Raw genomic sequence first — 21,580 nt, forward strand, 5'->3', positions numbered from 1 at the left:
CGGCCCGCGGGATGATGGGGTACCCGAGATCCGCCGGAGGCCGCACGTGCGCATCACCACGACCGTCCGCACCACCACGCGGATCCCGTTCGTCCAGGTGGTCAAGACGAGCGTGGCCGCGATCATCGCCTGGTTCGTGTGCATCGCCCTGCTCCCGGCGCAGCTGCCCATCTTCGCGACCATCGCCGCGCTGCTCGTGGTGCAGCCGAGCATCAACCAGACCTTCGGCAAGGCGGTCGAGCGCAGCCTGGGCGTGATCACCGGGGTGCTGCTCGCGCTCGTCCTCGGCCTGGCCCTCGGCACGTCGAGCGGGGTGGTGCTCCTCGCGGTCGTCGTCGCCGTGCTGGTGGGCTGGGTGTTCCGCCTGACGCCGGGGTCGAGCACGCAGATCCCCATCAGCGCGATGCTCGTGCTCGCCATCGGGCAGCTCTCGCCCGTGTACGCGGTCGACCGCATCGTGGAGACGATCCTCGGCGCGGCGATCGGCGTGGTCGTCAACATCGCGATCGCCCCGCCCGTGCTGCACGAGGCGAGCCGCCGCGCGGTCATCGGCCTCGCGGGCGACTGCGCCGCCGCGCTCGACCGGCTGGCCGGCGCGCTGGCCGAGCCCGTCGACCGCGAGGAGCTGGACCGCATGCTCGTGCGCGCCCGCGAGCTCCGGCCGCGGCACACGAAGGCGGTCGCCGAGGTCGACCGCGGCCTCGAGAGCCTCACGCTGAACCCGCTCCGCCGTCGGCACCGCGCGCTGCTGGAGGCCGACCGGGAGCTGCTCGCGACCCTCACCGTGCTCGTCAATCGCGTGGTCGGCATGACGCGCGCGGTGCACGACCGCTACGACGCGTCGCTCGCGGAGGAGCCCGTGGTGCGCGGCATCGCGACCGAGCTGACGCGCGCCGCCCACGACGTGCGGCTGCTCGCCGAGCACGCGCTGCCGGGAGGCGGAGCCGCGGACGCCGCGCACGAGGAGCCGGCGCTCACGGCGCCGCTCGTGGTGCTGCAGCCGAACGAGGAGCACTGGATACTCATCGGCTCGCTGCTGGAGGACATCCGCCGCATCCGCTCCGAGATCATCGGCGGCGCGGAGTGACGCGGCCGCTGCCCGGCTACAGCCCGCTCGAGCTCGACCCGGATCCGCGCGCGGCCGGCCTCGTCCGCGGCACGACGCCCACGCCGCTCGGGGTCGTGCGGCACCACCACGTGGCACGCCGCGGATCCGACACCGCGACCGTCCTGCTGCACGGCGCCGCCGGGTCGTGGACCACGTGGACGCCGCTCCTGCGCACCGCGCGGGACGCCGGCGTCCCGTTCGCGGACGTGGTCGCGATCGACCTGCCCGGCTGGGGCGGCTCCGCGCTCGACGCCGCCGACGTCGACGCGACCGTCGACGCCATCGCCGACGCCGTGACCCGGGTGGTCGACGGGCTCGGCTACGCGCGCTGGCGGCTGGTCGGCCACTCGATGGGCGGCTTCATCGCGCTGCACCTCGCGGCGCGCGACCCGGCCCGCGCCGTGTCGGTCGCGCTCGTCTCCCCCACCACGTACTCGGTCATCCGGAGCGTGGCGCATCCCGTCCGGGCCTTCCACGTCATCCCGGGCTTCACGATGATGCTCGGGATCATGCGCACCATGCGCCGCCTCGGCCGCCCGGGCACGGCGCTCATCCGCGGGGTCGGCCGCATCCGGCTGATGCGCGCCATCGCCCTCCCGCTCTTCGCGCACGGCTGGCGCGTGCGCCGCTCGATCGTCGACGCCATCGCCACCGAGGCGCGCCCACGCGCCTTCTCCCTCGCCGCGGAGGTGACGCGCGGCTACGACGCCGACGGGCTGTGGGCGCGCATCGCGTGCCCGGTGGTCGCGGTGCGCGGGGACGACGACGTGTTCGTCTCCCGGGACGACCTCGACCTGCTGGCGCGCGTGGTCCCCGACCTCCGCTCGGCGGTCATCCCGGACGCCGGCCACTTCGCGCACGTCGAGCGCCCGGCGGAGACGCTGCGGGCCCTTGGGCTCGCGGCGGCGCGCGCCGCCGGTCCCGCCTGACCCCGCGGGCCTGCGCTGTCCGGATCCGCCGGGATGCCGCCCCGCGACACGACGGCGCCCCCTGTCCGCGCGGGACAGGGGGCGCCGGATCCGCCGTAGCGGAGCGGGCCGGGACGGTGCCCGGCCGGGATCGCTAGGCCGCGGGGGTCGCGAGGACCGCCTGGATGTCGAGCGTGATGGTGACCTTGTCGCCCAGCAGCACGCCGCCGGTCTCGAGGGCCGCGTTGTAGGTGAGGCCGAAGTCCTCGCGGTTCACGACCGCGGTGGCCGTCGCGCCGAACTTGGTGTTGCCGTAGGCGTCCTTGCCGAAGCCGCCGAACTCGACGTCGAACGTGACGGGCTTGGTGACGCCGCGCATCGTGAACTCGCCGTCGATCTTCGCGTCGCCGTCGGCCTCGACGCGCACCGCGGTCGAGACGAAGTCGATGGTGGGGTGGTTCTCGGCGTCGAAGAAGTCGTTCGTGCGGAGGTGCTGGTCGCGGTTCGGCTCGTTGGTGTCGATCGAGACGATGGTCGCGTGGGCCTTCACGGAGCTCTGCTCGGGCGTGGCGCCGGTGACGATCTCGGCGTCGAAGTCCTTGAACGTGCCCTTGACCTTGCTGATCATGATGTGGCGGATGCTGAACCCGACCGAGCTGTGCGTCTTGTCGATGGTCCAGGTGCCGGCGATGTATCCGGGGACGGTGGTGGTGTCGCTCATGTGCGTGCCTCTCGTGCGGGGTCATGGGGTGAGGGCCGACGGCCTCGAAGGTATGCAAGCGCATGGATCTCGCATCCATTCCCGATTCCATTTGCGAGTTCATGCACTTCCCGCGGCGGGTCCGCGCCGGGCCCACCGGGCGCCTCGCCGTGGCGGTCCCGTGCCGGGCGCGGGCGTACCGTGGCGGGATGCGCGCGATCACCTTCCCCTCCCCCGGCGGCCCCGACGTCCTCTCCCTCACCGAGCTCCCGGATCCGGTCGCCGGACCCGGCGAGGTGCTCATCCGGGTGGCGGCGGCGGGCGTCAACCGCGCCGATCTCAGCCAGCGCGAGGGCGCCTACCCGCCGCCCGCCGGCGCGCCGACGCACCTCGGGCTCGAGGTGTCGGGCACGGTCGAGGCGGTCGGCGAGGGCGCGACGCGCTGGAGCGTCGGCGACCGCGTCTGCGCGCTGCTCGCGGGCGGCGGCTACGCGGAGCTCGTCGCGGTCGACGAGCGGCACGTCCTCCCGGTCCCCGCGGGGCTCGACCTCGTCGCGGCCGCGGGGTTGCCCGAGGTGGTCGCCACCGTGTGGTCGAACGTCGTGCTCGACGCCCGGCTCCAGCCCGGGGAGACGCTCCTCGTGCACGGCGGGTCCAGCGGCATCGGCACCATGGCGATCCAGCTCGCGACGCGCCTCGGTGCGCGCGTGGCCGTCACGGCCGGCAGCCCCGCCAAGCTCGAGGCGTGCCGGGCGCTCGGCGCCGAGATCCTCATCGACTACCGGCAGCAAGACTTCGTGGAGGCGCTCCGCGAGGCGACGGGCGGCCGCGGCGCCGACGTGATCCTCGACGCCATCGCCGGCGACTACATCGACCGCGACATCCGCGCGCTCGCCCGCGACGGCCGGATCATGGTCATCGGCGCGCAGAGCGGCGCGCCCACGAGCATCGCCATCGGGCAGCTCATGGCGAGGCGCGGACGGATCTGGGGCACGACGCTCCGGGCGCGCGACGCCGACGACAAGGCCCGCATCGTCGCCGCGATCCGCGCGGACGTGTGGCCCGCCGTGGTCGACGGCTCGGTCCGCCCGGTGATCGACCGCGTCTTCCCGCTGGCGGAAGCCGCCGCGGCGCACGCGCACGTGGCGTCGTCGCAGCACGTCGGCAAGGTGCTGCTGGCCGTCTAGGCCCCGGGCGCGTCCGTCCCGACGGCGTCGGCGGGCGCCGCGTCCGGCCCCGCCGCCCGGCGCGACCGGATCCCGACGAGGGACACCAGCCCGCCCGCGATCAGCAGGGCGGCCGTGACGAGCACGACGCGGTGGAACGCCGGGACGTCGAGGTCGGCCCCGGCGACGAGCCCGATGGCGGCGATCGCGACGAGGCCCGCCACGCGGGACACGGCGTTGTTCACCGCCGACGCGATGCCCGCCTGCGCCGACGGCACGGCCTCGAGCACGGTCGACGTCAGCGGCGCCACGGTCATCGAGAGGCCGAGGCCGAACACGACGATGCCCGGCAGCAGCTGCGACCAGTAGTCGACCGGCTCCGCGACCCGCAGCATCAGCAGGTAGCCGCCGCCCGCGACGACGGGGCCGATCCCCATCAGGAGGCGCGGCCCGATCCGCCCGGCCAGCGCGCCGAAGCGCGTCGACAGCAGCAGCATGATCACGGTCGTCGGCACGAGCGCGAAGCCCGCTGCCGTCGCCGACAGCCCGCCCGCCTGCTGCAGGAACACGGCGATCACGAAGCCGCCGAGCGACAGGGCGCCGTAGATCCCGACCGTCGCGATGTTGCCGACGAGGAAGTCGCGCTCCCGGAAGAGCGACAGCGGCAGCATCGGATGCGGCGTCCGGCGCTCCCGGAGCACGAACAGCACGAGGCACGCGATGCCCACGACGAGGCTGGCGACCACGAGCGGGTGGCCGAGCCCGAGCCGCGACTGCTCGATGAGCGCGAACACCGGGCCGCCGATCCCGAGCGCGCCGAGCACTGCGCCCGGGACGTCGACGCGCGTGCCCTCGGCCGCGGGCGCATCGTGCGGGAGCCGCGCGAGCAGCGCGAGCGTGACGGCGATGGGGAGCACGTTGATGCCGAACACGAGCCGCCAGTCGAGCGCGTCGACGAGGACGCCGCCGAGCACGGGCCCGACGAGCATCGCGGTGCCGGTCCACGCCGTCCACGAGCCGATGGCGCGCGACTGCGCGGCTCCCCGGAACGTCTGCGAGATGAGGGCCAGCGAGCTCGGCACGAGGAGCGCCCCGGCCGCGCCCTGGGCGGCGCGCGCGGCGATGAGGACCCCCGCGGACGGGGCGACGGCGCACACGAGCGACGTCACCCCGAAGCCGACGAGCCCCCAGCGCAGCACGCGCACCCGGCCGAAGGCGTCGGAGAGGGACCCGGCCAGGAGGATCAGCGCGCCGAGGGTGATGAGGTACGCGTCCACCACCCACTGCTGCACGACGAGGCCACCGCCGAGGTCCGCGCCGATGGCGGGCAGCGCCACGTTGACGACCGTGCCGTCGAGGAACGCGACGAAGGAGGCGAGGATCGCGACGACGAGGACGGTGCGGCCGCGGCCCTCCGCGGTGCCGCCGGTCCCGCCGCTCGATCGGGCGGGGGCGGCGGGGTGGGGCATGAGCCCAGTATGCGCCGGGCGGCGCGCCGGATCAGGCCGCGGGGCCCGTCGGCGGCCCGGCGCGGTCGATCGCGGCCTCCACGCGGCGGAGCACGTCCTCGTCGCCCATGATCCGGAAGTGCCCGGCGGCGGCGACGCGCTCGTTCACGGCGCCCTCGAGCGAGCTCCCGCCCGGGATGTGCGGGTCGAACCGCGCGTGGATGCTCGTGATCCGCGCGTTGGCCTCCCGCGACCGGCCGAGGGCGACGAGCGCGCCGTTGCGCGGCGAGAAGTCGCGGATGCTGCGGATCGGGATGAAGCGCGCGTACGACGAGCCGCCGAAGGGCGCGTTGATCGCGACCATCGCCCGGATCCGCCGGTCGGGGTCGTCGAAGGCCATGAGGTGCTTCCCGATCAGGCCGCCCTTGCTGTGCGCGACGACGATGACGTCCCGGAGGTCGGCGGCCTCGAGACGGGCGCGCGCCCGCCGCGCCATCTCGGCGACCCGGCCGACGTTCGCGCCGAGCGCGCCCACCACGTGCACGCCGTGGCCGCGCGCGTGCAGCCGCCGGATGATCGGGAGCATGAACTGCCACCGCTCGTAGACGCCGGGGAGCACGAGGATCGTGGGGCGGTCGTCGCGCCCGTCCTCGAAGGCGTGCGCGTCGTCCCGGGAGAGCGCGGCGGCGGCCTGCCAGCGGAGGACGTACGCGTAGTCGAGCGCCCAGTCGACGGCCTTCGCGAGCGGGGACAGCGGCGGGAGGGCGTCTCGTCCGTCGGCGGTCACCCCTCCATCCTGGCCGGGGGACGCGGCGGCGGGGCCGACGTCGCCGGCCGGATCAGCCCAGTCGGGCATGCTCCACGATCGCCCGGGCGACGCCGACCGGATCCGTGAACATCACGACGTGCGGCCCGTGCGCCACATGGAGGCGTCCGCGTGGGATCGCGTCGGCGAGGTCGCGCGCGAACGAGCGGTCGACCACGGCGTCGCGGTCGCCCACGATCACGAGCGTGCGGGCGCGGATCCGCCCGGCGCGGTCCTCCACCCGGTCCTGGATGAGGTGCGGGAGCTGCCGCAGGTAGTACGGCACGCCGCAGCGGAACAGGTAGTCGCCGATCACGACCGCGTTCGAGAGCAGCGGCTCGCGCAGCGTGTCGTGCGCGAGGGCCAGGCCGGCCCGCACGACGCCGCGCTTCCGCGGATCGAGCGTCGGCGCGATGAGCACGATCCGGTCGGCGACCTCCGGGTGCCGGGCCGCGAGGCGCGCGACGATCTGCGAGCCCATCGAGTGGCCGACCACGACCGGGTCGACGAGGCCGTGCGTCCGGATGACCTCGGCGACGACGGCCGCGTGGTCGTCGAGCGTCACGTCCCGGTGCACCCGCGGCGACTCGCCGTAGCCCGGCAGGTCGACCGCGTGCACGTCGCCGTGCTCGGCCAGCAGCGCCGCGACGGGGTGGAAGTAGCGGGAGGAGACGCCGATCCCGTGCACGAGCACGAACGACGGCCGACCGCCCGCGGGCCCCGCCGACCCGATCCCGGAGGGCGCCGCGGAGAGGGTGCGCCCGGCGTTCCCGCGCGGCGAGCGGAACACCTTGATCGCGACGCGGAAGCCGAGCACCGTGCGGCGCTCGAGGTCGTGGTCCACCGGGATCGCGCGCGACCCGTAGCGGCGGGAGAGGAGCAGCCAGCGCGGCGGCGAGGACTCCGTGCGGTGCACGTCCCCCGGGCGCCGGACGCGGGTGAGCCGGGCGAGGGGGGAGCGCATCCGACGACCCTAGCCGCCGGCCCCCGCGCATCCGGCGCGCGTGCGCGGACCGGCTGCCGGCGACGGGCCCCCGCCGGGAGCGATGGGAGGATGGGAACCCCCACCCGAAGAGGAGACACATGAGCCCCGACTGGTCGAGGACGACCCTCGCCGACCTGCCCCTCCGCGACGACCTCCGAGGCGAGGAGCCCTACGGCGCCCCGCAGCTCGACGTGCCGGTGCTCCTCAACGTCAACGAGAACCCGCACCCGCTGCCCGAGGAGGTGGCGGTCGCCGTGAGCGAGGCCGTGCTCGAGGCCGCGCGGGGGCTCAATCGCTATCCCGACCGCGAGTTCCTGGAGCTCCGCACGGAGCTCGCCGACTACCTCACGGCCGACAGCGGCCTGCCGCTCGGGCCGGAGAACGTCTGGGCGGCGAACGGATCCAACGAGGTGCTCCAGCAGGTGCTGCAGGCGTTCGGGGGCACTGACCGCGTGGCCCTCTCCTTCGCGCCGCACTACGCGATGTACCCGGAGTACGCGCGCAACACCCTCACCCGCTGGGTCTCCGGCCGCCGCCAGGAGGACTTCACGCTCGACCTCGAGAACGTGACGGCGCTCATCGAGCAGCACGAGCCGAGCGTCGTGTTCCTCACGTCGCCGAACAACCCGACGGGCACGGCGCTGACCATCCCGGAGATCGAGCACGTGCTGTCGGTGGCTCCCGGCGTCGTCGTGATCGACGAGGCCTACGCCGAGTTCCGCCGGGAGGGCGTGCCCACGGCCGTCTCGCTGCTGCCGGAGCACCCGCGCCTCATCGTGTCGCGCACCATGAGCAAGGCGTTCGCGTTCGCGGGCGGCCGGCTCGGGTACCTCGCCGCCTCCCCCGCGGTCGTGGACGCGCTCCGGATCGTGCGCCTGCCGTACCACCTGTCCCGCATCACCCAGGTGAGCGCGACCGCCGCCCTCCGGCACAGCGGCGTGCTGCTCGCGCAGGTCGCGTCGCTCCGGGAGGAGCGCGACGGGCTCGTCGACTGGCTGCGCGGCCGCGGCTTCGAGGTGGCGCCGTCCGACGCCAACTTCGTGCTCTTCGGCCGGTTCCCCGACCGGCACGCGGTGTGGCAGGGCCTGCTCGACCGGGGCGTGCTGATCCGCGAGACCGGCCCCGAGGGCTGGCTGCGCGTCTCCGTCGGCACGCCCGCCGAGACGGCCGCGTTCCGCGACGCGCTCGACGACGTGCTCGGGACGCCGCGCGACTGATTCCGCCGCCCCGCCCGCCGTCGCCACCGCCGCCCTCCCTCAGGGCCGGAAGCGGATCCCCGTGGCGTCCTCGGCGGCGGCCCACAGCTGCTCGGCGACGGCCGTCGAGCGCGCGTGCTCGGCGACGAAGGCGGGCGCCGGCGGTCCCTTCAGCTCGAGCGGCCCGGCGGGTCCCCAGAAGGCGCCGCCCGTCACGCCGCTCGCTGCGGCCGCGTGCACGACGGGCCACGCGCCCGCGTCCTTGCCCTGCACGACGACGCGTCCCGCGCGGGCGAGGCGTCGACGCGCAGCGTCCGCGCCCCTCGGCCGGGCGGCCGGGTCCTGCGGCGGCGTGAGCGCGTCCACCGCGTAGCCGGGGTGCGCCGACAGCGCGATGCGGTCGGATCCCGCGGCCCGCCAGCGCCGGTCGAGTTCGTCCCCGAGCATCATGCAGGCCGTCTTCGACCGGCCGTAGCGCACGAGCGCGGGCATGCGCCGCTCCCCCGCGAGGTCGCCGAGGTCGAGGGGCGAGAAGCGGTGGGCGAGGGATCCGAGCATCACGACCCGGCCGCCCGCGCGCAGCCGGGGCGCGAGCCCGGCCACGAGCGCGAAGTGGCCGAGCGCGTTGGTGCCCATGAGCTCCTCGAACCCGTCGACCGTCGTGCGGCGGTGGCGCGCGCGGCCGCCGGCGGGCGTGAGGCCGGCGTTCGCGACGATCGCGTCGAGCTCCTCCCGCACGGCGCCGACGGCGGCGTCCACGCTCGCGAGGCTCGCCAGATCCAGGGCCACCACCTCGACGTCGGCCCGTGGCACGCGTGCCTGGAGCGCGCGCGCGGCGGCATCCCCGCGCTCGACGGAGCGGCAGGCGAGCAGCACCCGGGCGCCCGCGCCGGCCAGCTGCGCCGAGGTCCAGAAGCCGATGCCGCCGTTCGCGCCCGTGACGAGCACCGTCCGCCCGGCGAGGTCGGGCAGGACCGGCGCCGCGCTCACGAGAGGGTGCCCACCCGGGTCACGCGCACGACGGCCTCCCCGGCCTCGTTCGACGCGTCGAGGTCGACCGTCGCCTCGATCCCCCAGTCGTGGTCGCCCTCGGGATCGTGCAGCGCCTGCCGGACGATCCATTCCGTCGCCCGCTCCTCGATGGTCACGAGCGCCTGGCTGCGCGCATCGCCGTCGGTGAGGATCCGGTCGTACTCGCCGAAGTAGCCGTCGAGCGCCTCGCCCCACGCGTCCGCGTCGAAGCCCGCGGCGGCGTCGAGCTCGCCGAGCGCGGTGAGGTCCTCGCGGGCCGCGAGCTGCACGCGCCGGAACATCTCGTTGCGCACGAGGATCCGGAACGCGCGCGTGTTCGAGGTGAGCAGCTTCGGCGCGGGCGGCAGCACGGGCGCGTCGCCGGGTGCCGCGGTCGGATGCGACAGCTCCTCCCACTCGTCGAGCAGGCTCGAGTCGACCTGGCGCACGAGCTCGCCGAGCCACTCGATCACGTCGAGCAGCTCCTCGGTCTTCGCCTCGTCGGGGATGGTCTGCCGCAGCGCCCGGAACGCATCGGACAGGTAGCGCAGCACGAGGCCCTCGGAGCGCATGAGCTTGTAGAAGGAGATGAGCTCGCTGAAGCTCATGGCCCGCTCGTACATGTCGCGGACGACCGACTTCGGGCTGAGCGCGAAGTCGCCGATCCACGGCTGGCTCGCCGCGTAGGTGGAGAACGCCTGGTCGAGCAGCTCCTCGAGCGGCTTCGGGTGGGTGACGGACTCGAGCAGCTCCATGCGCTCGTCGTACTCGATGCCGTCGGCCTTCATCGCCTGCACGGCCTCGCCGCGGGCCGTGAACTGCTGCTGCGACAGGATCGGCCGCGGGTCGTCGAGCGTCGCCTCGACCACGCTCACCATGTCGAGCGCGTACGTCGGCGACTCCCGGTCGAGCAGCTCGAACACGGCGACCGCGAAGGGCGACAGCGGCTGGTTGAGGGCGAAGTCGGCCTGCAGGTCGACCGTGAGCGTGATCCGCGCGGGCCCGCCGTCGGGGTCCGCCTCCTGCTCCACGATCCCCGCGGTGCGCAGCGTCCGGTAGATCGCGAGGGCGCGGCGGGCGAGCGCCAGCTGGCGGATCCGCGGCTCGTGGTTGTCCTCGACGAGCGCGCGCATGTTCTGGAAGACGTCGCCGCCGCGCGCGATGACGTTGAGCATCATCGCGTGGCTCACCTGCATGCTCGAGGTCAGCCGCTCCGGCTCCGCGTCGATGAGCTTGCGGAAGCTCGGCTCGCCCCACGAGACGAAGCCCTCGGGCGCCTTCTTGCGCACGAGCTTCCGGCGCTTCTTCACGTCGTCGCCGGCGCGCTCGAGCATCTTGATGTTCTCGGTCTCGTGCTCGGGCGCCTGCGCGACCACGGTGCCCGCGGTGTCGTAGCCGGCGCGGCCCGCGCGCCCGGCGATCTGGTGGAACTCGCGCGCGTTGAGCTGGCGCATCCGGGTGCCGTCGTACTTGGTGAGGCCCGTGAACAGCACCGTGCGGATGGGCACGTTGATGCCGACGCCGAGCGTGTCGGTGCCGCAGATGACCCGGAGGAGGCCCTGCTGCGCGAGCTGCTCCACCAGCCGCCGGTACTTCGGCAGCATGCCCGCGTGGTGCACGCCGATGCCCGCGCGGACGAGCCGCGACAGCGTCTTCCCGAACGCCGTGCTGAACCGGAAGCCGCCGATCAGATCCGCGATGGCGTCCCGCTGCTCGCGCGTCACGATCTTGATGCTGGAGAGCGCCTGCGCCCGCTCGAGGGCCGCGGCCTGCGCGAAGTGCACGATGTAGACGGGCGCCTGCTTCGTGTCGAGCAGCTCCTCCACCGTCTCCTGCACGGGCGTCACGGCGTAGTGGAAGAACAGCGGCACCGGCCGCTCGATGCCCGTGATGCGCGCGGTCGGCCGCCCGGTGCGCCGCGTGAGGTCGTCCGCGAGGTCGGTGACGTCGCCGAGCGTCGCCGACATGAGCACGAACTGCGCGTGCGGCAGGAGCAGGAGCGGCACCTGCCAGGCCCAGCCGCGCTGCGGATCCGCGTAGAAGTGGAACTCGTCCATGACCACCTGGTCGACGGGCGTGTCCCCGCCGCCGCGGAGCGACCGGTTGGCGAGGATCTCGGCGGTGCAGCAGATGATGGGCGCGTCCGGGTTCACCGAGGAGTCGCCCGTGACCATCCCGACCTGCGCGGCGCCGAACAGCTCGACGAGCGCGAAGAACTTCTCGGAGACGAGCGCCTTGATGGGCGCCGTGTAGTACGAGCGGCGTCCCCGGGCCAGCGCCGCGAAGTGCGCCGCGACCGCGACGAGCGACTTCCCCGTGCCGGTCGGGGTCGAGAGGATGAGGTTCGCGCCCGAGGCGATCTCCAGGGCCGCCTCGTCCTGCGCCGGGTACAGCTCGATGCCCCGCGCGAGCGCCCACTCGGCGAAGGCGTCGTAGATCGCGTCGTCGGTCGCCCCGTCCACGGCCAGGCGGGCCGCCTCCTCGGTGAGCATGGGGGCGGGGGCGGTGTCGGGCATGATGCGTCCATCCTCCCCCACGCGCGGGTGCCGGCCGGGCGACGGGAGTTGTCCACAGGCGGCGGCGGCTCCCCGGCTGCGCCGCATACGGTCGCCGGATGCCCTCCCTCCCCCACGAGCCCAGCCCCGACCCCGCGCCCACCGAGGCGGAGCGCGCGCGCTGGCGCGACCGCCGCACCGGGCTCACCGCCCTCATCGTGGTGGCCATCGCCCTCTGGGCCGTCATCGCAGCCGCCGTGGGCTTCGCCACCACGATGTAGCCGCCGCGGGCCCCGCCCGGCCCCTCCCGCTCGGCCGTGCCCGCCCGCCCGCCCGCCCGCCCGCCCGCCCGCCGGGTATCATCTCCTGTGCCCTCCGACGCCCTCCCCGACGACCCCGCCGTGCCCGCGGATCCCGCCGCCGCCTCCGCCCCCGGTCCCGACGCCGGCGCGGCCATCGACCCCGCGGACCTCGCCGTCACGCTCCGCGTCCTCGGCTCGCTCGCCGACATCGATGAGGAGCACCCCGACTTCGTCGCCGTCCGCCGTGCCACGGCGAGCATGTTCAAGTCCGTGAAGAAGGCCCGCCGCCTCGAGAAGCGCGAGGCCGTCGCCACCGCCGACCGCGCCGTCGTCGCCGCCACCGCGACGGGCGCCCCCGACCGCATCGACGACGAGACGCGTGGCATCCCGCTCGCCATCACGACGGCCGCGCCCACCGCCGGCACGCTCCTCCGCTCGCGCCCCTGCTACATCTGCAAGCAGCACTACACGCAGGTCGACGCGTTCTACCACCAGCTCTGCCCGGACTGCGCGCGGATCAACCACGCCAAGCGCGAGGCCCGCACCGACCTCACCGGCATGCGCGCGCTCCTCACCGGGGGCCGCGCGAAGATCGGCATGCACATCGCGCTGCGGCTCCTCCGCGACGGCGCGCACACCACCATCACCACGCGCTTCCCGCGGGATGCCGTCCGCCGCTTCGCCGGGCTGCCCGACGCGCACGAGTGGGTGCACCGCCTCCGCGTCGTGGGCCTCGACCTCCGGGACCCGGCCCAGGTCATCGGCCTCGCCGACGCGGTCGCGGCCGCCGGCCCGCTCGACATCCTCATCAACAACGCCGCGCAGACCGTGCGCCGCTCCCCCGGCTCCTACGCGCCGCTGTCGGAGGCCGAGTCCGCGCCGCTGCCCGACGGCCCGATCCCGGAGCTGCTCACGTTCGGCCACACGAACGACGCGCACCCCGCGGCCCTCGCGGCCAGCGTCGCCGCGCACCCGATCCTCTCGACCGCCACGGGCATCACGGCGGCGGAGGTCACCGAGCTCGCGATGACGGCGGGGTCCTCCTCGCTCGCGCGCCTCGCGGCCGGCACAGCCATCGACGCGGGCGGCCTCGTGCCCGACCTGCACGACGCGAACAGCTGGACCCAGGTGGTGCACGAGGTGGATCCGCTGGAGATGCTCGAGGTGCAGCTCGCGAACGTCACCGCCCCGTTCCTCCTCGTGAGCCGGCTGCGCCCCGCGATGGCGGCGTCGACCGCGCGCCGCAAGTACGTCGTGAACGTGAGCGCCATGGAGGGCCAGTTCGCCCGGGCGTACAAGGGCCCCGGCCACCCGCACACCAACATGGCCAAGGCCGCGCTCAACATGATGACGCGCACGTCGGCGCGCGAGATGCGCGAGACCGACGGGATCCTCATGACGAGCGTCGACACCGGCTGGATCACCGACGAGCGCCCGCACCCCACCAAGGTGCGGCTCGCCGAGGAGGGCTTCCACGCGCCGCTCGACCTGGTGGACGGCGCCGCGCGCGTCTATGACCCCATCGTCATGGGCCAGGCCGGTGAGGACATCTCGGGCGTCTTCCTCAAGGACTACCGCGTCGCCGAGTGGTGACGCGCACGCTCACCTGACACGAGAGGGCCCGGCCACCGCATCGCGGTGACCGGGCCCTCTCGTCGTGCGGTGCGGCTACTCGACGGCGTCGAGGTCGCTCTCGAGCAGCGCGGCGAGCTCGTCGAGCGCGGCGTCCGCGCCGTCGCCCTCGGCCGTGAGCACGACCTGGTCGCCGTTCGCGGCGCCGAGGCTCATGAGCGACAGGATGCTCGTCGCGTCGAGCGGCGTGCCGCCCGGCTTGCTGATCCTCACGGCGACGCCGGTGCGCCGCACGGCCTCGATGAAGAGGGATGCGGGTCGGGCGTGCAGGCCCACGCGGCTGCCGATGGTGGCGGTGCGCTCGGTCATGGTGTTCTCCTTCTGCGGGGATCGGGTGGGTCGGACGGGAGCGGGTCAGGCCGCGACGGGCACGCCCTGGTCGACGGTCGCGTCGGCGACGGCCTCGGGGCGCTTCGTGGTGAAGCGCTTGAGGAGCACGACGAGGAACGCCGAGACGACGGTCCCGACCGCGACGGAGGCGAGGAAGCCGAGGAACGTGCCGTTCATGGCGAAGAGCACGAAGACGCCGCCGTGCGGGGCCTGCGACACGACGCCGAGACCCATCACCATGGCGCCCGTGACGGCGCCGCCCACGATGCTCGCGGGGATGACGCGCAGCGGGTCGACCGCGGCGAACGGGATCGCGCCCTCGGAGATGAACGCGGCGCCGAGGAGCCAGGCGGCCTTGCCGTTCTCGCGCTCGGCCGGGCTGAAGAGGCGGCGGTCGATGACGGTCGAGGCGAGCGCGAGGGCGAGCGGCGGGACCATGCCGGCGGCCATGACCGCGGCCATGATCTGCCAGGGGGCCTGGTTGTCGAGCGACGCGGTGCCGAGGCCGGCCACGGCGAACGAGTAGGCGACCTTGTTGATCGGGCCGCCGAGGTCGATGCACATCATCACGCCGAGGATCGCGCCGAGGAGGACCGCGAACGAGGTGCCGGAGAGGTCCTTCAGGGAGCCGTTGAGCCAGTTCGTGAGCCCTGCGATCGGGCCGCCGAGCACCATGATCATGAGCCCCGAGGCGACGATCGAGGCGAGGAGCGGGATGATCACGACGGGCATGAGCCCGCGCAGCCAGCGCGGCACGTCGATGCGGCCGATCGCGTAGGCGACGCCACCGGCCACGAGGCCGCCGACGAGGCCGCCGAGGAAGCCGGCGCCCATGATCAGCGAGACGGCACCCGCGACGAAGCCGGGGGCGATGCCCGGGCGGTCGGCGATGGCGTAGGCGATGTAGCCGGCGAGGACCGGGACGAGGAAGCCCATCGACGCCTTGCCGATGACGAAGGCCACGGCGCCGAGGTAGGTCATGATCCCGCCGTCGGGCAGGTTGGCGAGGGAGTTCTGGACGACGACGTCGGCCGCGACGTCGGTGATCCGGTACCCGCCCAGCAGGAAGCCGAGCGCCATGAGAAGGCCGCCGCCCGCGACGAACGGGATCATGTAGCTGACGCCCGTGAGCAGCCAGCGCTTGAGGCGCGCGCCCACCGACTGCGAGGACTGCGCTGACGCCTGCTCGGATCCCGCGGAGGCGGATGCGCCGCCCGGCACGCGCGGCGCGTTCGGGTCCTTCGCGGCGGCGACGGCCTCGGCGACCATCTGGTCGGGCTGGTCGATGCCGCGCTTGACGGGCGCCTGGATGACGGGCTTGCCCGCGAAGCGCGCGCGGTCGCGCACATCGACGTCGACTGCGAAGATCACGGCCGTGGCCCGCGCGATGACCGCCGGGTCGACGGGCGTGACGGAGGAGGATCCCTGCGTCTCGACGTGCAGCTCGACGCCGGCGCGCTTCGCGGCCGCGACGAGCGAGTCGGCCGCCATGTAGGTGTGCGCGATGCCGGTGGGGCACGCGGTGACGGCGATGAGCACGGGCGCGTCGGCCACGGGGGCGGGCGCGGCGGATCCGGCGTCGGCGTTGGACGCGACCGGAGCGGGAGCGGCGGCGGGTGCCCCGGTGGACGACGCGGGCTCGTCCACGAGCGCGCCCTCGACCAGCGAGACGACCTGGTCCTCGTCGGTCGCCGCGCGCAGCGCCTCCACGAACTCCGGCTTGATGAGGGAGCGCGCGAGGCGCGACAGCAGCACGAGGTGCTCCTGGTCGGCGCCGTCGGGCGCGGCGATGAAGAAGACGAGGTCGGCGGGGCCGTCCGGCGCGCCGAAGTCGACGGTCGGCGCCGGGCGGGCCATGACGAGCGTCGCCTCCGTCACCGCGGCGGAGCGGCAGTGCGGGATGGCGAGGCCGCCGCCCATGCCGGTCGCGGTCTTGGACTCGCGGTCCCAGGCATCGGCGAAGAGGGCGTCGGCGTCCGTGGCGCGGCCCTCCGCGACGACGCGCTCGGCGAGCGCGCGGACGGCGTGCTCGCGGTCGGCGCCGAGATCGGCGTCGAGGAGCACGAGGCGGTTCGTGATGAGCGATGGCATGTTCTTCTCCAGGTGGGGCGGGTCAGCGATCGGCGGCGATCGGGAGGAGCGGCTGGACGGTGACGCTGTCCGGCCGGGTCTGGTCGGGGGACGGCATGGTGCTGCCGGGGAGGGAGGCGGCCGCGGAACCGTGGGCGACGGCCTGCGTGAGCCGCCCCTCCGGTCCCGCGCCGCGGTGGTCGGCGAGCAGGTAGCCCGCGAGCGACGAGTCGCCCGCGCCCACGGTGCTCACCGGCACGATCGGCGGCATGGTGGCGTGCCACCCGCCGTCGGCCGTGGTGAGGACGGCCCCGCGGGCGCCGAGGGTCGCGAGGACCGCGCGGCAGCCGCGGGAGACGAGTGAACGGGACGCGTCGTGGACGAGGCGGGGGTCCTCCTCCAGCGAATCCGGGTCGTCGAGCCCCACGAGCTCGGCGAGCTCCTCGCCGTTGGGCTTGACGAGGTCGACCACGGCGCCCGACGCGATGAGCGCCGCCATGGGCGCGCCCGAGGAGTCCACGGCGATCCGCGGGGCCCGGTCGCCGAGCTCGGCGCGCACGGCCTGCACCACGCGGGCGTGGAAGTCGTCGTCGAGGCCGGGCGGCAGGGATCCGGCCAGCACGAGCCACGTGGCGGCGCGCGCGTGCCGCACGACGAGCGCGACCAGCGCGTCCGCCTCCGCGGCGCTCAGCACGGGGCCGGGTTCGTTGACCTTGGTGGTCGTGCCGTCGGGCTCGGTGAGCGTGACGTTCTGCCGCACGCGGCCGTCGATGTCGAGGTGGTCGAGCGGGATCCGCTCGGCCTGCAGCGCCACGAGCATCGGGTCGTCGAGGCGGCCCGGCAGGAGCGCGATGGTGTCGAGGCCGGAGGCGATGAGCGCGCGAGAGACGTTGACGCCCTTGCCGCCCGGCTGCTCGGTGACGCCGCGGGCACGCTGCACGGCGCCGCGCGCGAGGGGGCCGGCGAGGTCGATGGTGCGGTCGAGGCTCGGGTTGGCGGTGAGGGTGAGGATCACGCGACCATCACCTCCACCTCGGCACCGGCCAGCGCGTCGGCGAGCGGGCCGCGGGGAGCGGCGTCGGTGACGAGGGTGTCGAGGTCGTCGAGGGCGGCGAAGCCCACGAGCGCCTCCTCCCCCGCCTTCGAGGCGTCGACGAGCGCGACGGCTCGGCGGGATCCCCGGGTCAGGGCGGTCTTCACGGCGGCTTCCTCCTCGTCGGGCGTGCTCAGGCCGAACTCCGCGTGGATGCCGTTGGCGCCGATGAAGGCGATGTCCGGCCGCAGGCGCGACAGCTGTCCGAGCGTCGCGGGCCCGACCGCGGCGCTCGTGATGCCGCGGAGGCGGCCGCCGAGCAGCTGCACCTCCACGGCGGGGTTCCGGCTCACGGTCTGCGCGACCACCATCGAGTGCGTGACGACGACGAGCGTCCGGCCCGCCACGACCGGCGTCCAGGCGGCGATGCGCTCCGCCACCAGCCCGGTGGTCGTGCCGGCGTCGACAGCGACGGATCCCTGGAAGGTGGGGGGCAGGAGGGCCATCGCGGCATCCGCGATGCGCGCCTTCGCGTCGGTGTTGCGCGTGCTGCGGGCGTCGAGGCTCTCCTCGACGCGCGTGGAGCGGCTCGCGCGGACGGCGCCGCCGTGGACGCGGCGGAGGAGCCCGCGGGACTCCAGCTGGGCGAGGTCGCGGCGCACGGTCTCCGTGGTGACGGCGAAGTCGCGCGCGAGGTCCATGACGGCGACGCGGCCCGCGCGCTCGAGGAGGTCGACCACCCGGTCCTGGCGTTCCTCGGCGTACACGGGCGGTCTCCTTCGACTCCGCGGGGCACGTTCGCCTCGCGTCCTCGCACTGTAGCCCTCATCCGCAGGAGAAGCAACACGAAGCAACACATACCCACACGAGTCCGTCCGCGGGTCGCGCCGACGGTCAGCGTCCGAGCGCGGCCGCCTCCTCACGCAGCACGCCCGCTATCGCGTCCGCCTCCCAGGCGAGCCCGGCCGCGTTGGGATGCAGGGGCACGTCGCCCGCGCTGCCGCCGAGGCCCGCGACATATGGATCCCCCGCGTCGCCGACGCAGGACCCGTGCGCGGCGGTCGGGGTCTCCTGGTCGACGAAGCGGAGGCCCGCCGCCTCAGCCGTGCGCGCGATCGCGTCGTCGAGGGCGCTCTGCACGCCGGCGAGCCAGGGCGCGTCGCGGTCGGTCAGGAGCACCTGCCCGTTGACTCCCGATGTCGCGGTCGCGGCCAGGCACCCTTCCTCCGGCAGGGCGTCGGCGCCGCCGAGCACGCTGAGGTACCCGAGCACGACGACGCGGGCGTCCGGGGCGGCAACGCGGATCCGGCCGAACGCGTCGGCCAGGCGCGTCGAGACCTCGCCGTCGATGCGGGCGCGCACGGCGTCGGTCCCGCCCGCGGGGGCGAGGGCGTCGACGCACGTGGACGGTCCTGCGGCGACCGGGCCGTCGGCGTCCCGGGCGAGGCAGCCGCCCACGAGCGCGGGGAAGCCGAGGTCGTTGCCCCCGATGCGGACGAGGACCACGTCCGCACCTTCCGCCAACGCGTCGATCTGCGCGGGCAGCGTCTGTCCGCCGCGCTCCCGCGGGGCGAGGAGGTCGGCCGTGGTGGCTCCGTCGCAGGCGGCGTCCACGAAGTCCGCGCCGACGGCGTCGGCCGCCACGCGGACGGATCCCGCCACCGTCCGCCCGCACACCCCCGGGTCGCCCGGCAGGGGCGTCGCCGATCCCGTGCCCGTGGAGTACGAGTCGCCCAACGACACCACGCGGAGGGGCCCGGGCGCGGGCGGGATCGGCGTGGGCGTGGTGCAGGCGCCGAGCCCGAGCGCGACGGCGCCCGTCACGACGGCGAGGCCGACGAGACGGCCGCGCGCGCCGCGCTCCCGACGTCGGTCGGACACGGAGGAGGGGCGGCGATCGTCAGGCATCCCCTCGACCCTACGCGCGGACCGGACGGGTGCCGGATCCGCTCAGTCCTCGGCGCCGCACTGACGCGCGTGGACGACCACGGCCACGATGAGGCCGGCGGCCAGGCCGGTTGCTAGGCGAGGAAGCCGCCCGGGCCGATCTGCGTGTTGACTCCGCCGTGGTCGATGCGCGTGTCGGCGACACCTGGGACGTCGAGCCCCGGGCAGCCCGGGCGGCCTGCGCGAATCAGGTGACGAGCGGCATCGCCATCACAGCCGCTCCGACCGCGAAAGCCGCCAGGATGCCTGGGACCGCCGATCCCACGACCGATGCGCGGTGCGGATCGGCGGCGTTCGAGTGGTACAGGCTGGCGTGCGACATTCGGGAGCTTCGGGGGCCGATGACCCGTGCTACGTTACGCGCGTTCTTCCTTCTGGAGGACAGCCCCCTGATCCGGGAGAGGCCCGGCTCGCGCCCCCGTTGACGCGCCCCCGTTCGCAATCCACGGTGCGCAAGGAGGACGCGCGATCCCGCGGTGAGAGGACTGACATGGACGGCTGGAGACTGGACCCCGCGAAGGCGCGCGCCGTCCTCACGAAGGCGGAATCGGACGCCGAGGGCATCTCCAAGGCGACCACGACGATGGAGTCCGCGATCGGCCATGCCTCGGCAGCGGTCGGCACGGGTTCCCAGGCTGCAGCCGCCCTCGCCGACCTCAGCATCGATCCCCTGGGCGTCGACCTCCTAGCCGTGAAGAACCAGGTGGCCACGGCGATCTCCGCGACCCGGAGCTCCATCGCCGACTACGAGCAGGGTGACGAGCAGATGGCGACGGACGCCGCGAAGCGCGTCGCGGAGGTCAGCTGGGGCGGTTCCGAGTGATCGAGATCGGGACGCTCGCCGACGTGCCCGACTCCGCGGCCGTCGAGATCGCGGCCAGCGGGTTCGCGGACGTCGCCACCCAGCTCGACGGGGCGATGGATTCCGTCGCCTCCGGATGGACCGGGCTCGCTGCGGAGGACGTGTACGACGGTCCTGGTGCTGACCGTGTCCGTGCTGCGATGGACGCCCCGAAGACGGTTGCCCGGATGGTCGCGACGGAGGCGACGAACGCCCGGCGCGTGCTCGACGACTACGCCTCCGCACTCGCCGACCTCGCTACCCGCCGCGCCGCCCTGGCCTCGGACGTGGATGCGCACACCTCCTCCATGGACGACACCTTCGACGACGAGGACTCCATCGGGGCGCGGGACACCCCCGGCGGCCGACTGGCGGACGACGTGGCGAAGTTCAACCGCGATGTGGCCGCGGCCGATGAGGACTGCGCCCGGCGCCTCCGGGCGCTCTCCAAGTACCGCGCACCCCACCAAGCCGACGCGGCCCTTAAGGTTCTATCCGGTGACGTCTCTAGCTCCGCAATGGGCGTAGGACAGGGCATCAGCCAGCGCATCCGCTGTGTCCCGGTCGCGACCTCCTCGGACTTCGAGGAGCCGCCGCAGGCGGAGACCGTGGACAGGTGGCAGAACCGTGAGTATGGAACGCGTCCGGGAAGCCCGGTGCTTGTTCCTCGAGAGCTGGCACAGGCAGCGATGGATTCGCCGCCACCTGATATCAAAACCGTGCCCCATTTGTACCTCTCAGGCGACCCATCGGCCGGTCTGAGTGCACTACCCGCAGTTGCGAAGACGGCGAGTCACGTGCTCGGTGGAGCAGGCATCGTCGTAACTGTCGCTGCAGCTGGAACCGAGCAGTACCAAGAAGACCTCCGTACACACCCAGAATGGGACGGAGAGCACAGATTCGCACATGCCGCTGAGAACGCGGGGGTTGTAGGAGGCGCGGCCGCTCTAGGTGGTTGGGCGGGTGCCGCGACAGGTGCGGAGATCGGAGCCGCTATTGGAAGCGTCGTGCCAGGTCCCGGGACCCTGCTGGGTGGAATATTGGGCGGGGTGATTGGCGGACTAGTAGGAGGGCATGTCGGAGAGGATGCAGGTGGAGTCGTGATGGGCAATCTGGACGGTAAGCACCGATGACGGGCACCAATGAGGATGAGCGCGTATCTTGGCAGAAGATCCCCACACGTTTGGGCGCGCTCCATCTGCCGGCCGGCTGGAGTGGTGAGACCGGCGGAGAGATAGTCACCGGGATCCCAACGGCCACTCGAATCGGCACATATTTCCGAGAGAATGTTGTGTTGTCCACCATCGAATCAGCGGGCAGCATCGTGGCAGACTCCGCCCGTGCCATACTCGAGACCATGTCCATGGAGCCCTGGTCGCATGTTGTTTCAGTCAACCCATGGGAAGACGGAATCTTCCAGAGGCGCATGCAATTCATCTACGAGATCGACAGCAAAGCTGTAGCGGTCACGAAGTTCACGGCGACATACGGCGACACGAGGATCGACCTAACCTGCAGCGCGGGTTTCGACGTCTACCCCCGGCTGATCCCGGTGTTCGACGGCATCGCTGTGACGAGTCCATTCGAAGAGGTCGTCGGATGA

Annotated in this window: 20 protein-coding genes; 9 read left to right on the forward strand and 11 right to left on the reverse strand. The window is 73.9% G+C overall.

Going from position 1 to position 21,580, the window contains the following annotated elements:
* Positions 1 to 46 precede the first annotated feature (46 nt).
* Together PED38_RS13145 and PED38_RS13150 are read left to right on the forward strand one after the other, a co-directional pair.
* Positions 47 to 1,087: an FUSC family protein gene (locus PED38_RS13145; RefSeq protein ID WP_063070309.1), complete on the forward strand. Its 1,041-nt coding sequence runs from the start codon at positions 47 to 49 to the stop codon at positions 1,085 to 1,087.
* Positions 1,084 to 2,037 carry an alpha/beta hydrolase gene (locus PED38_RS13150; RefSeq protein WP_270981618.1) on the forward strand — a complete coding sequence of 318 codons (954 nt, stop codon included), beginning with the start codon at positions 1,084 to 1,086 and terminating at the stop codon, positions 2,035 to 2,037. The genes PED38_RS13145 and PED38_RS13150 overlap by 4 nt, the downstream gene beginning before the upstream one ends.
* Positions 2,038 to 2,170: 133 nt before the next feature.
* Here the strand turns inward: PED38_RS13150 and PED38_RS13155 are convergent, their stop codons facing one another.
* Complete coding sequence (locus PED38_RS13155) at positions 2,171 to 2,737, reverse strand: YceI family protein (RefSeq protein WP_063070311.1); 567 nt, start codon at positions 2,735 to 2,737, stop codon at positions 2,171 to 2,173.
* A gap of 188 nt (positions 2,738 to 2,925) precedes the next feature.
* Here PED38_RS13155 and PED38_RS13160 point away from each other — a divergent pair, with 188 nt between their 5' ends.
* On the forward strand, positions 2,926 to 3,903 hold the full coding sequence (locus PED38_RS13160) for an NAD(P)H-quinone oxidoreductase (protein WP_270981619.1): 978 nt from the start codon (positions 2,926 to 2,928) through the stop codon (positions 3,901 to 3,903).
* Here the strand turns inward: PED38_RS13160 and PED38_RS13165 are convergent.
* The 3 genes from PED38_RS13165 to PED38_RS13175 are packed head-to-tail and all read right to left on the reverse strand — an operon-like array spanning position 3,900 to position 7,099.
* Positions 3,900 to 5,351 carry an MFS transporter gene (locus PED38_RS13165; RefSeq protein ID WP_270981620.1) on the reverse strand — a complete coding sequence of 484 codons (1,452 nt, stop codon included), beginning with the start codon at positions 5,349 to 5,351 and terminating at the stop codon, positions 3,900 to 3,902. The two genes, PED38_RS13160 and PED38_RS13165, sit on opposite strands and share 4 nt — an antisense overlap.
* Positions 5,352 to 5,382: 31 nt before the next feature.
* A complete protein-coding gene (locus PED38_RS13170; protein WP_063070325.1) occupies positions 5,383 to 6,117 on the reverse strand; it encodes an esterase/lipase family protein in 735 nt (244 codons plus the stop codon).
* 52 nt (positions 6,118 to 6,169) lie between these two features.
* Positions 6,170 to 7,099 carry an alpha/beta fold hydrolase gene (locus PED38_RS13175; RefSeq protein ID WP_270981621.1) on the reverse strand — a complete coding sequence of 310 codons (930 nt, stop codon included), beginning with the start codon at positions 7,097 to 7,099 and terminating at the stop codon, positions 6,170 to 6,172.
* A gap of 119 nt (positions 7,100 to 7,218) precedes the next feature.
* On the opposite strand from PED38_RS13175, the gene PED38_RS13180 reads away from it, so the two are divergent.
* Positions 7,219 to 8,337: a histidinol-phosphate transaminase gene (locus PED38_RS13180; protein ID WP_063070314.1), complete on the forward strand. Its 1,119-nt coding sequence runs from the start codon at positions 7,219 to 7,221 to the stop codon at positions 8,335 to 8,337.
* Between the two features lie 39 nt (positions 8,338 to 8,376).
* On the opposite strand, the gene PED38_RS13185 is transcribed toward PED38_RS13180, so the two are convergent.
* Both PED38_RS13185 and PED38_RS13190 read right to left on the reverse strand, forming a co-directional pair.
* Positions 8,377 to 9,306 (reverse strand): SDR family NAD(P)-dependent oxidoreductase, encoded by a 930-nt coding sequence (locus tag PED38_RS13185; protein WP_270981622.1) that lies wholly within the window; start codon positions 9,304 to 9,306, stop codon positions 8,377 to 8,379.
* Positions 9,303 to 11,843 (reverse strand): DEAD/DEAH box helicase, encoded by a 2,541-nt coding sequence (locus PED38_RS13190; protein ID WP_270981623.1) that lies wholly within the window; start codon positions 11,841 to 11,843, stop codon positions 9,303 to 9,305. Before PED38_RS13190 ends, PED38_RS13185 begins: the two co-directional genes overlap by 4 nt.
* Before the next feature lie 98 nt (positions 11,844 to 11,941).
* Here PED38_RS13190 and PED38_RS13195 point away from each other — a divergent pair, with 98 nt between their 5' ends.
* Both PED38_RS13195 and PED38_RS13200 read left to right on the forward strand, forming a co-directional pair.
* Positions 11,942 to 12,103 (forward strand): hypothetical protein, encoded by a 162-nt coding sequence (locus PED38_RS13195; RefSeq protein ID WP_175345443.1) that lies wholly within the window; start codon positions 11,942 to 11,944, stop codon positions 12,101 to 12,103.
* 87 nt (positions 12,104 to 12,190) lie between these two features.
* Complete coding sequence (locus tag PED38_RS13200; RefSeq protein ID WP_270981624.1) at positions 12,191 to 13,717, forward strand: SDR family oxidoreductase; 1,527 nt, start codon at positions 12,191 to 12,193, stop codon at positions 13,715 to 13,717.
* A 75-nt stretch (positions 13,718 to 13,792) separates the two neighbouring features.
* Here PED38_RS13200 and PED38_RS13205 read toward each other — a convergent pair whose 3' ends face one another.
* The 5 genes from PED38_RS13205 to PED38_RS13225 all read right to left on the reverse strand — a co-directional run bounded on the left by PED38_RS13205 (position 13,793) and on the right by PED38_RS13225 (position 19,097).
* Positions 13,793 to 14,065: an HPr family phosphocarrier protein gene (locus PED38_RS13205; protein WP_063070326.1), complete on the reverse strand. Its 273-nt coding sequence runs from the start codon at positions 14,063 to 14,065 to the stop codon at positions 13,793 to 13,795.
* 45 nt (positions 14,066 to 14,110) lie between these two features.
* Entirely contained in the window at positions 14,111 to 16,177 is a 2,067-nt protein-coding gene (locus tag PED38_RS13210) for a PTS fructose transporter subunit IIABC (protein ID WP_270981625.1), read from the reverse strand.
* Between the two features lie 22 nt (positions 16,178 to 16,199).
* Entirely contained in the window at positions 16,200 to 17,171 is a 972-nt protein-coding gene (locus PED38_RS13215) for a 1-phosphofructokinase family hexose kinase (RefSeq protein ID WP_063070328.1), read from the reverse strand.
* Positions 17,168 to 17,956, reverse strand: a complete 789-nt coding sequence (locus PED38_RS13220) for a DeoR/GlpR family DNA-binding transcription regulator (RefSeq protein WP_270981626.1) — start codon at positions 17,954 to 17,956, stop codon at positions 17,168 to 17,170. The genes PED38_RS13215 and PED38_RS13220 overlap by 4 nt, the downstream gene beginning before the upstream one ends.
* A 127-nt stretch (positions 17,957 to 18,083) precedes the next feature.
* Complete coding sequence (locus PED38_RS13225; RefSeq protein ID WP_270981627.1) at positions 18,084 to 19,097, reverse strand: SGNH/GDSL hydrolase family protein; 1,014 nt, start codon at positions 19,095 to 19,097, stop codon at positions 18,084 to 18,086.
* A gap of 529 nt (positions 19,098 to 19,626) precedes the next feature.
* Between PED38_RS13225 and PED38_RS13230 the strand changes: the two genes are divergently transcribed.
* From PED38_RS13230 to PED38_RS13240, 3 genes are read left to right on the forward strand one after another with little or no spacing between them, the layout of a single operon-like run.
* Positions 19,627 to 19,959 (forward strand): DUF6507 family protein, encoded by a 333-nt coding sequence (locus PED38_RS13230; RefSeq protein ID WP_270981628.1) that lies wholly within the window; start codon positions 19,627 to 19,629, stop codon positions 19,957 to 19,959.
* Entirely contained in the window at positions 19,956 to 21,110 is a 1,155-nt protein-coding gene (locus tag PED38_RS13235; protein ID WP_270981629.1) for a hypothetical protein, read from the forward strand. The genes PED38_RS13230 and PED38_RS13235 overlap by 4 nt, the downstream gene beginning before the upstream one ends.
* Positions 21,107 to 21,580: a hypothetical protein gene (locus tag PED38_RS13240; protein ID WP_131798084.1), complete on the forward strand. Its 474-nt coding sequence runs from the start codon at positions 21,107 to 21,109 to the stop codon at positions 21,578 to 21,580. The genes PED38_RS13235 and PED38_RS13240 overlap by 4 nt, the downstream gene beginning before the upstream one ends.

Origin of the sequence: Clavibacter sp. CT19 (genome assembly GCF_027858075.1) — a bacterium.
Lineage (GTDB): Bacteria > Actinomycetota > Actinomycetes > Actinomycetales > Microbacteriaceae > Clavibacter > Clavibacter tessellarius_A.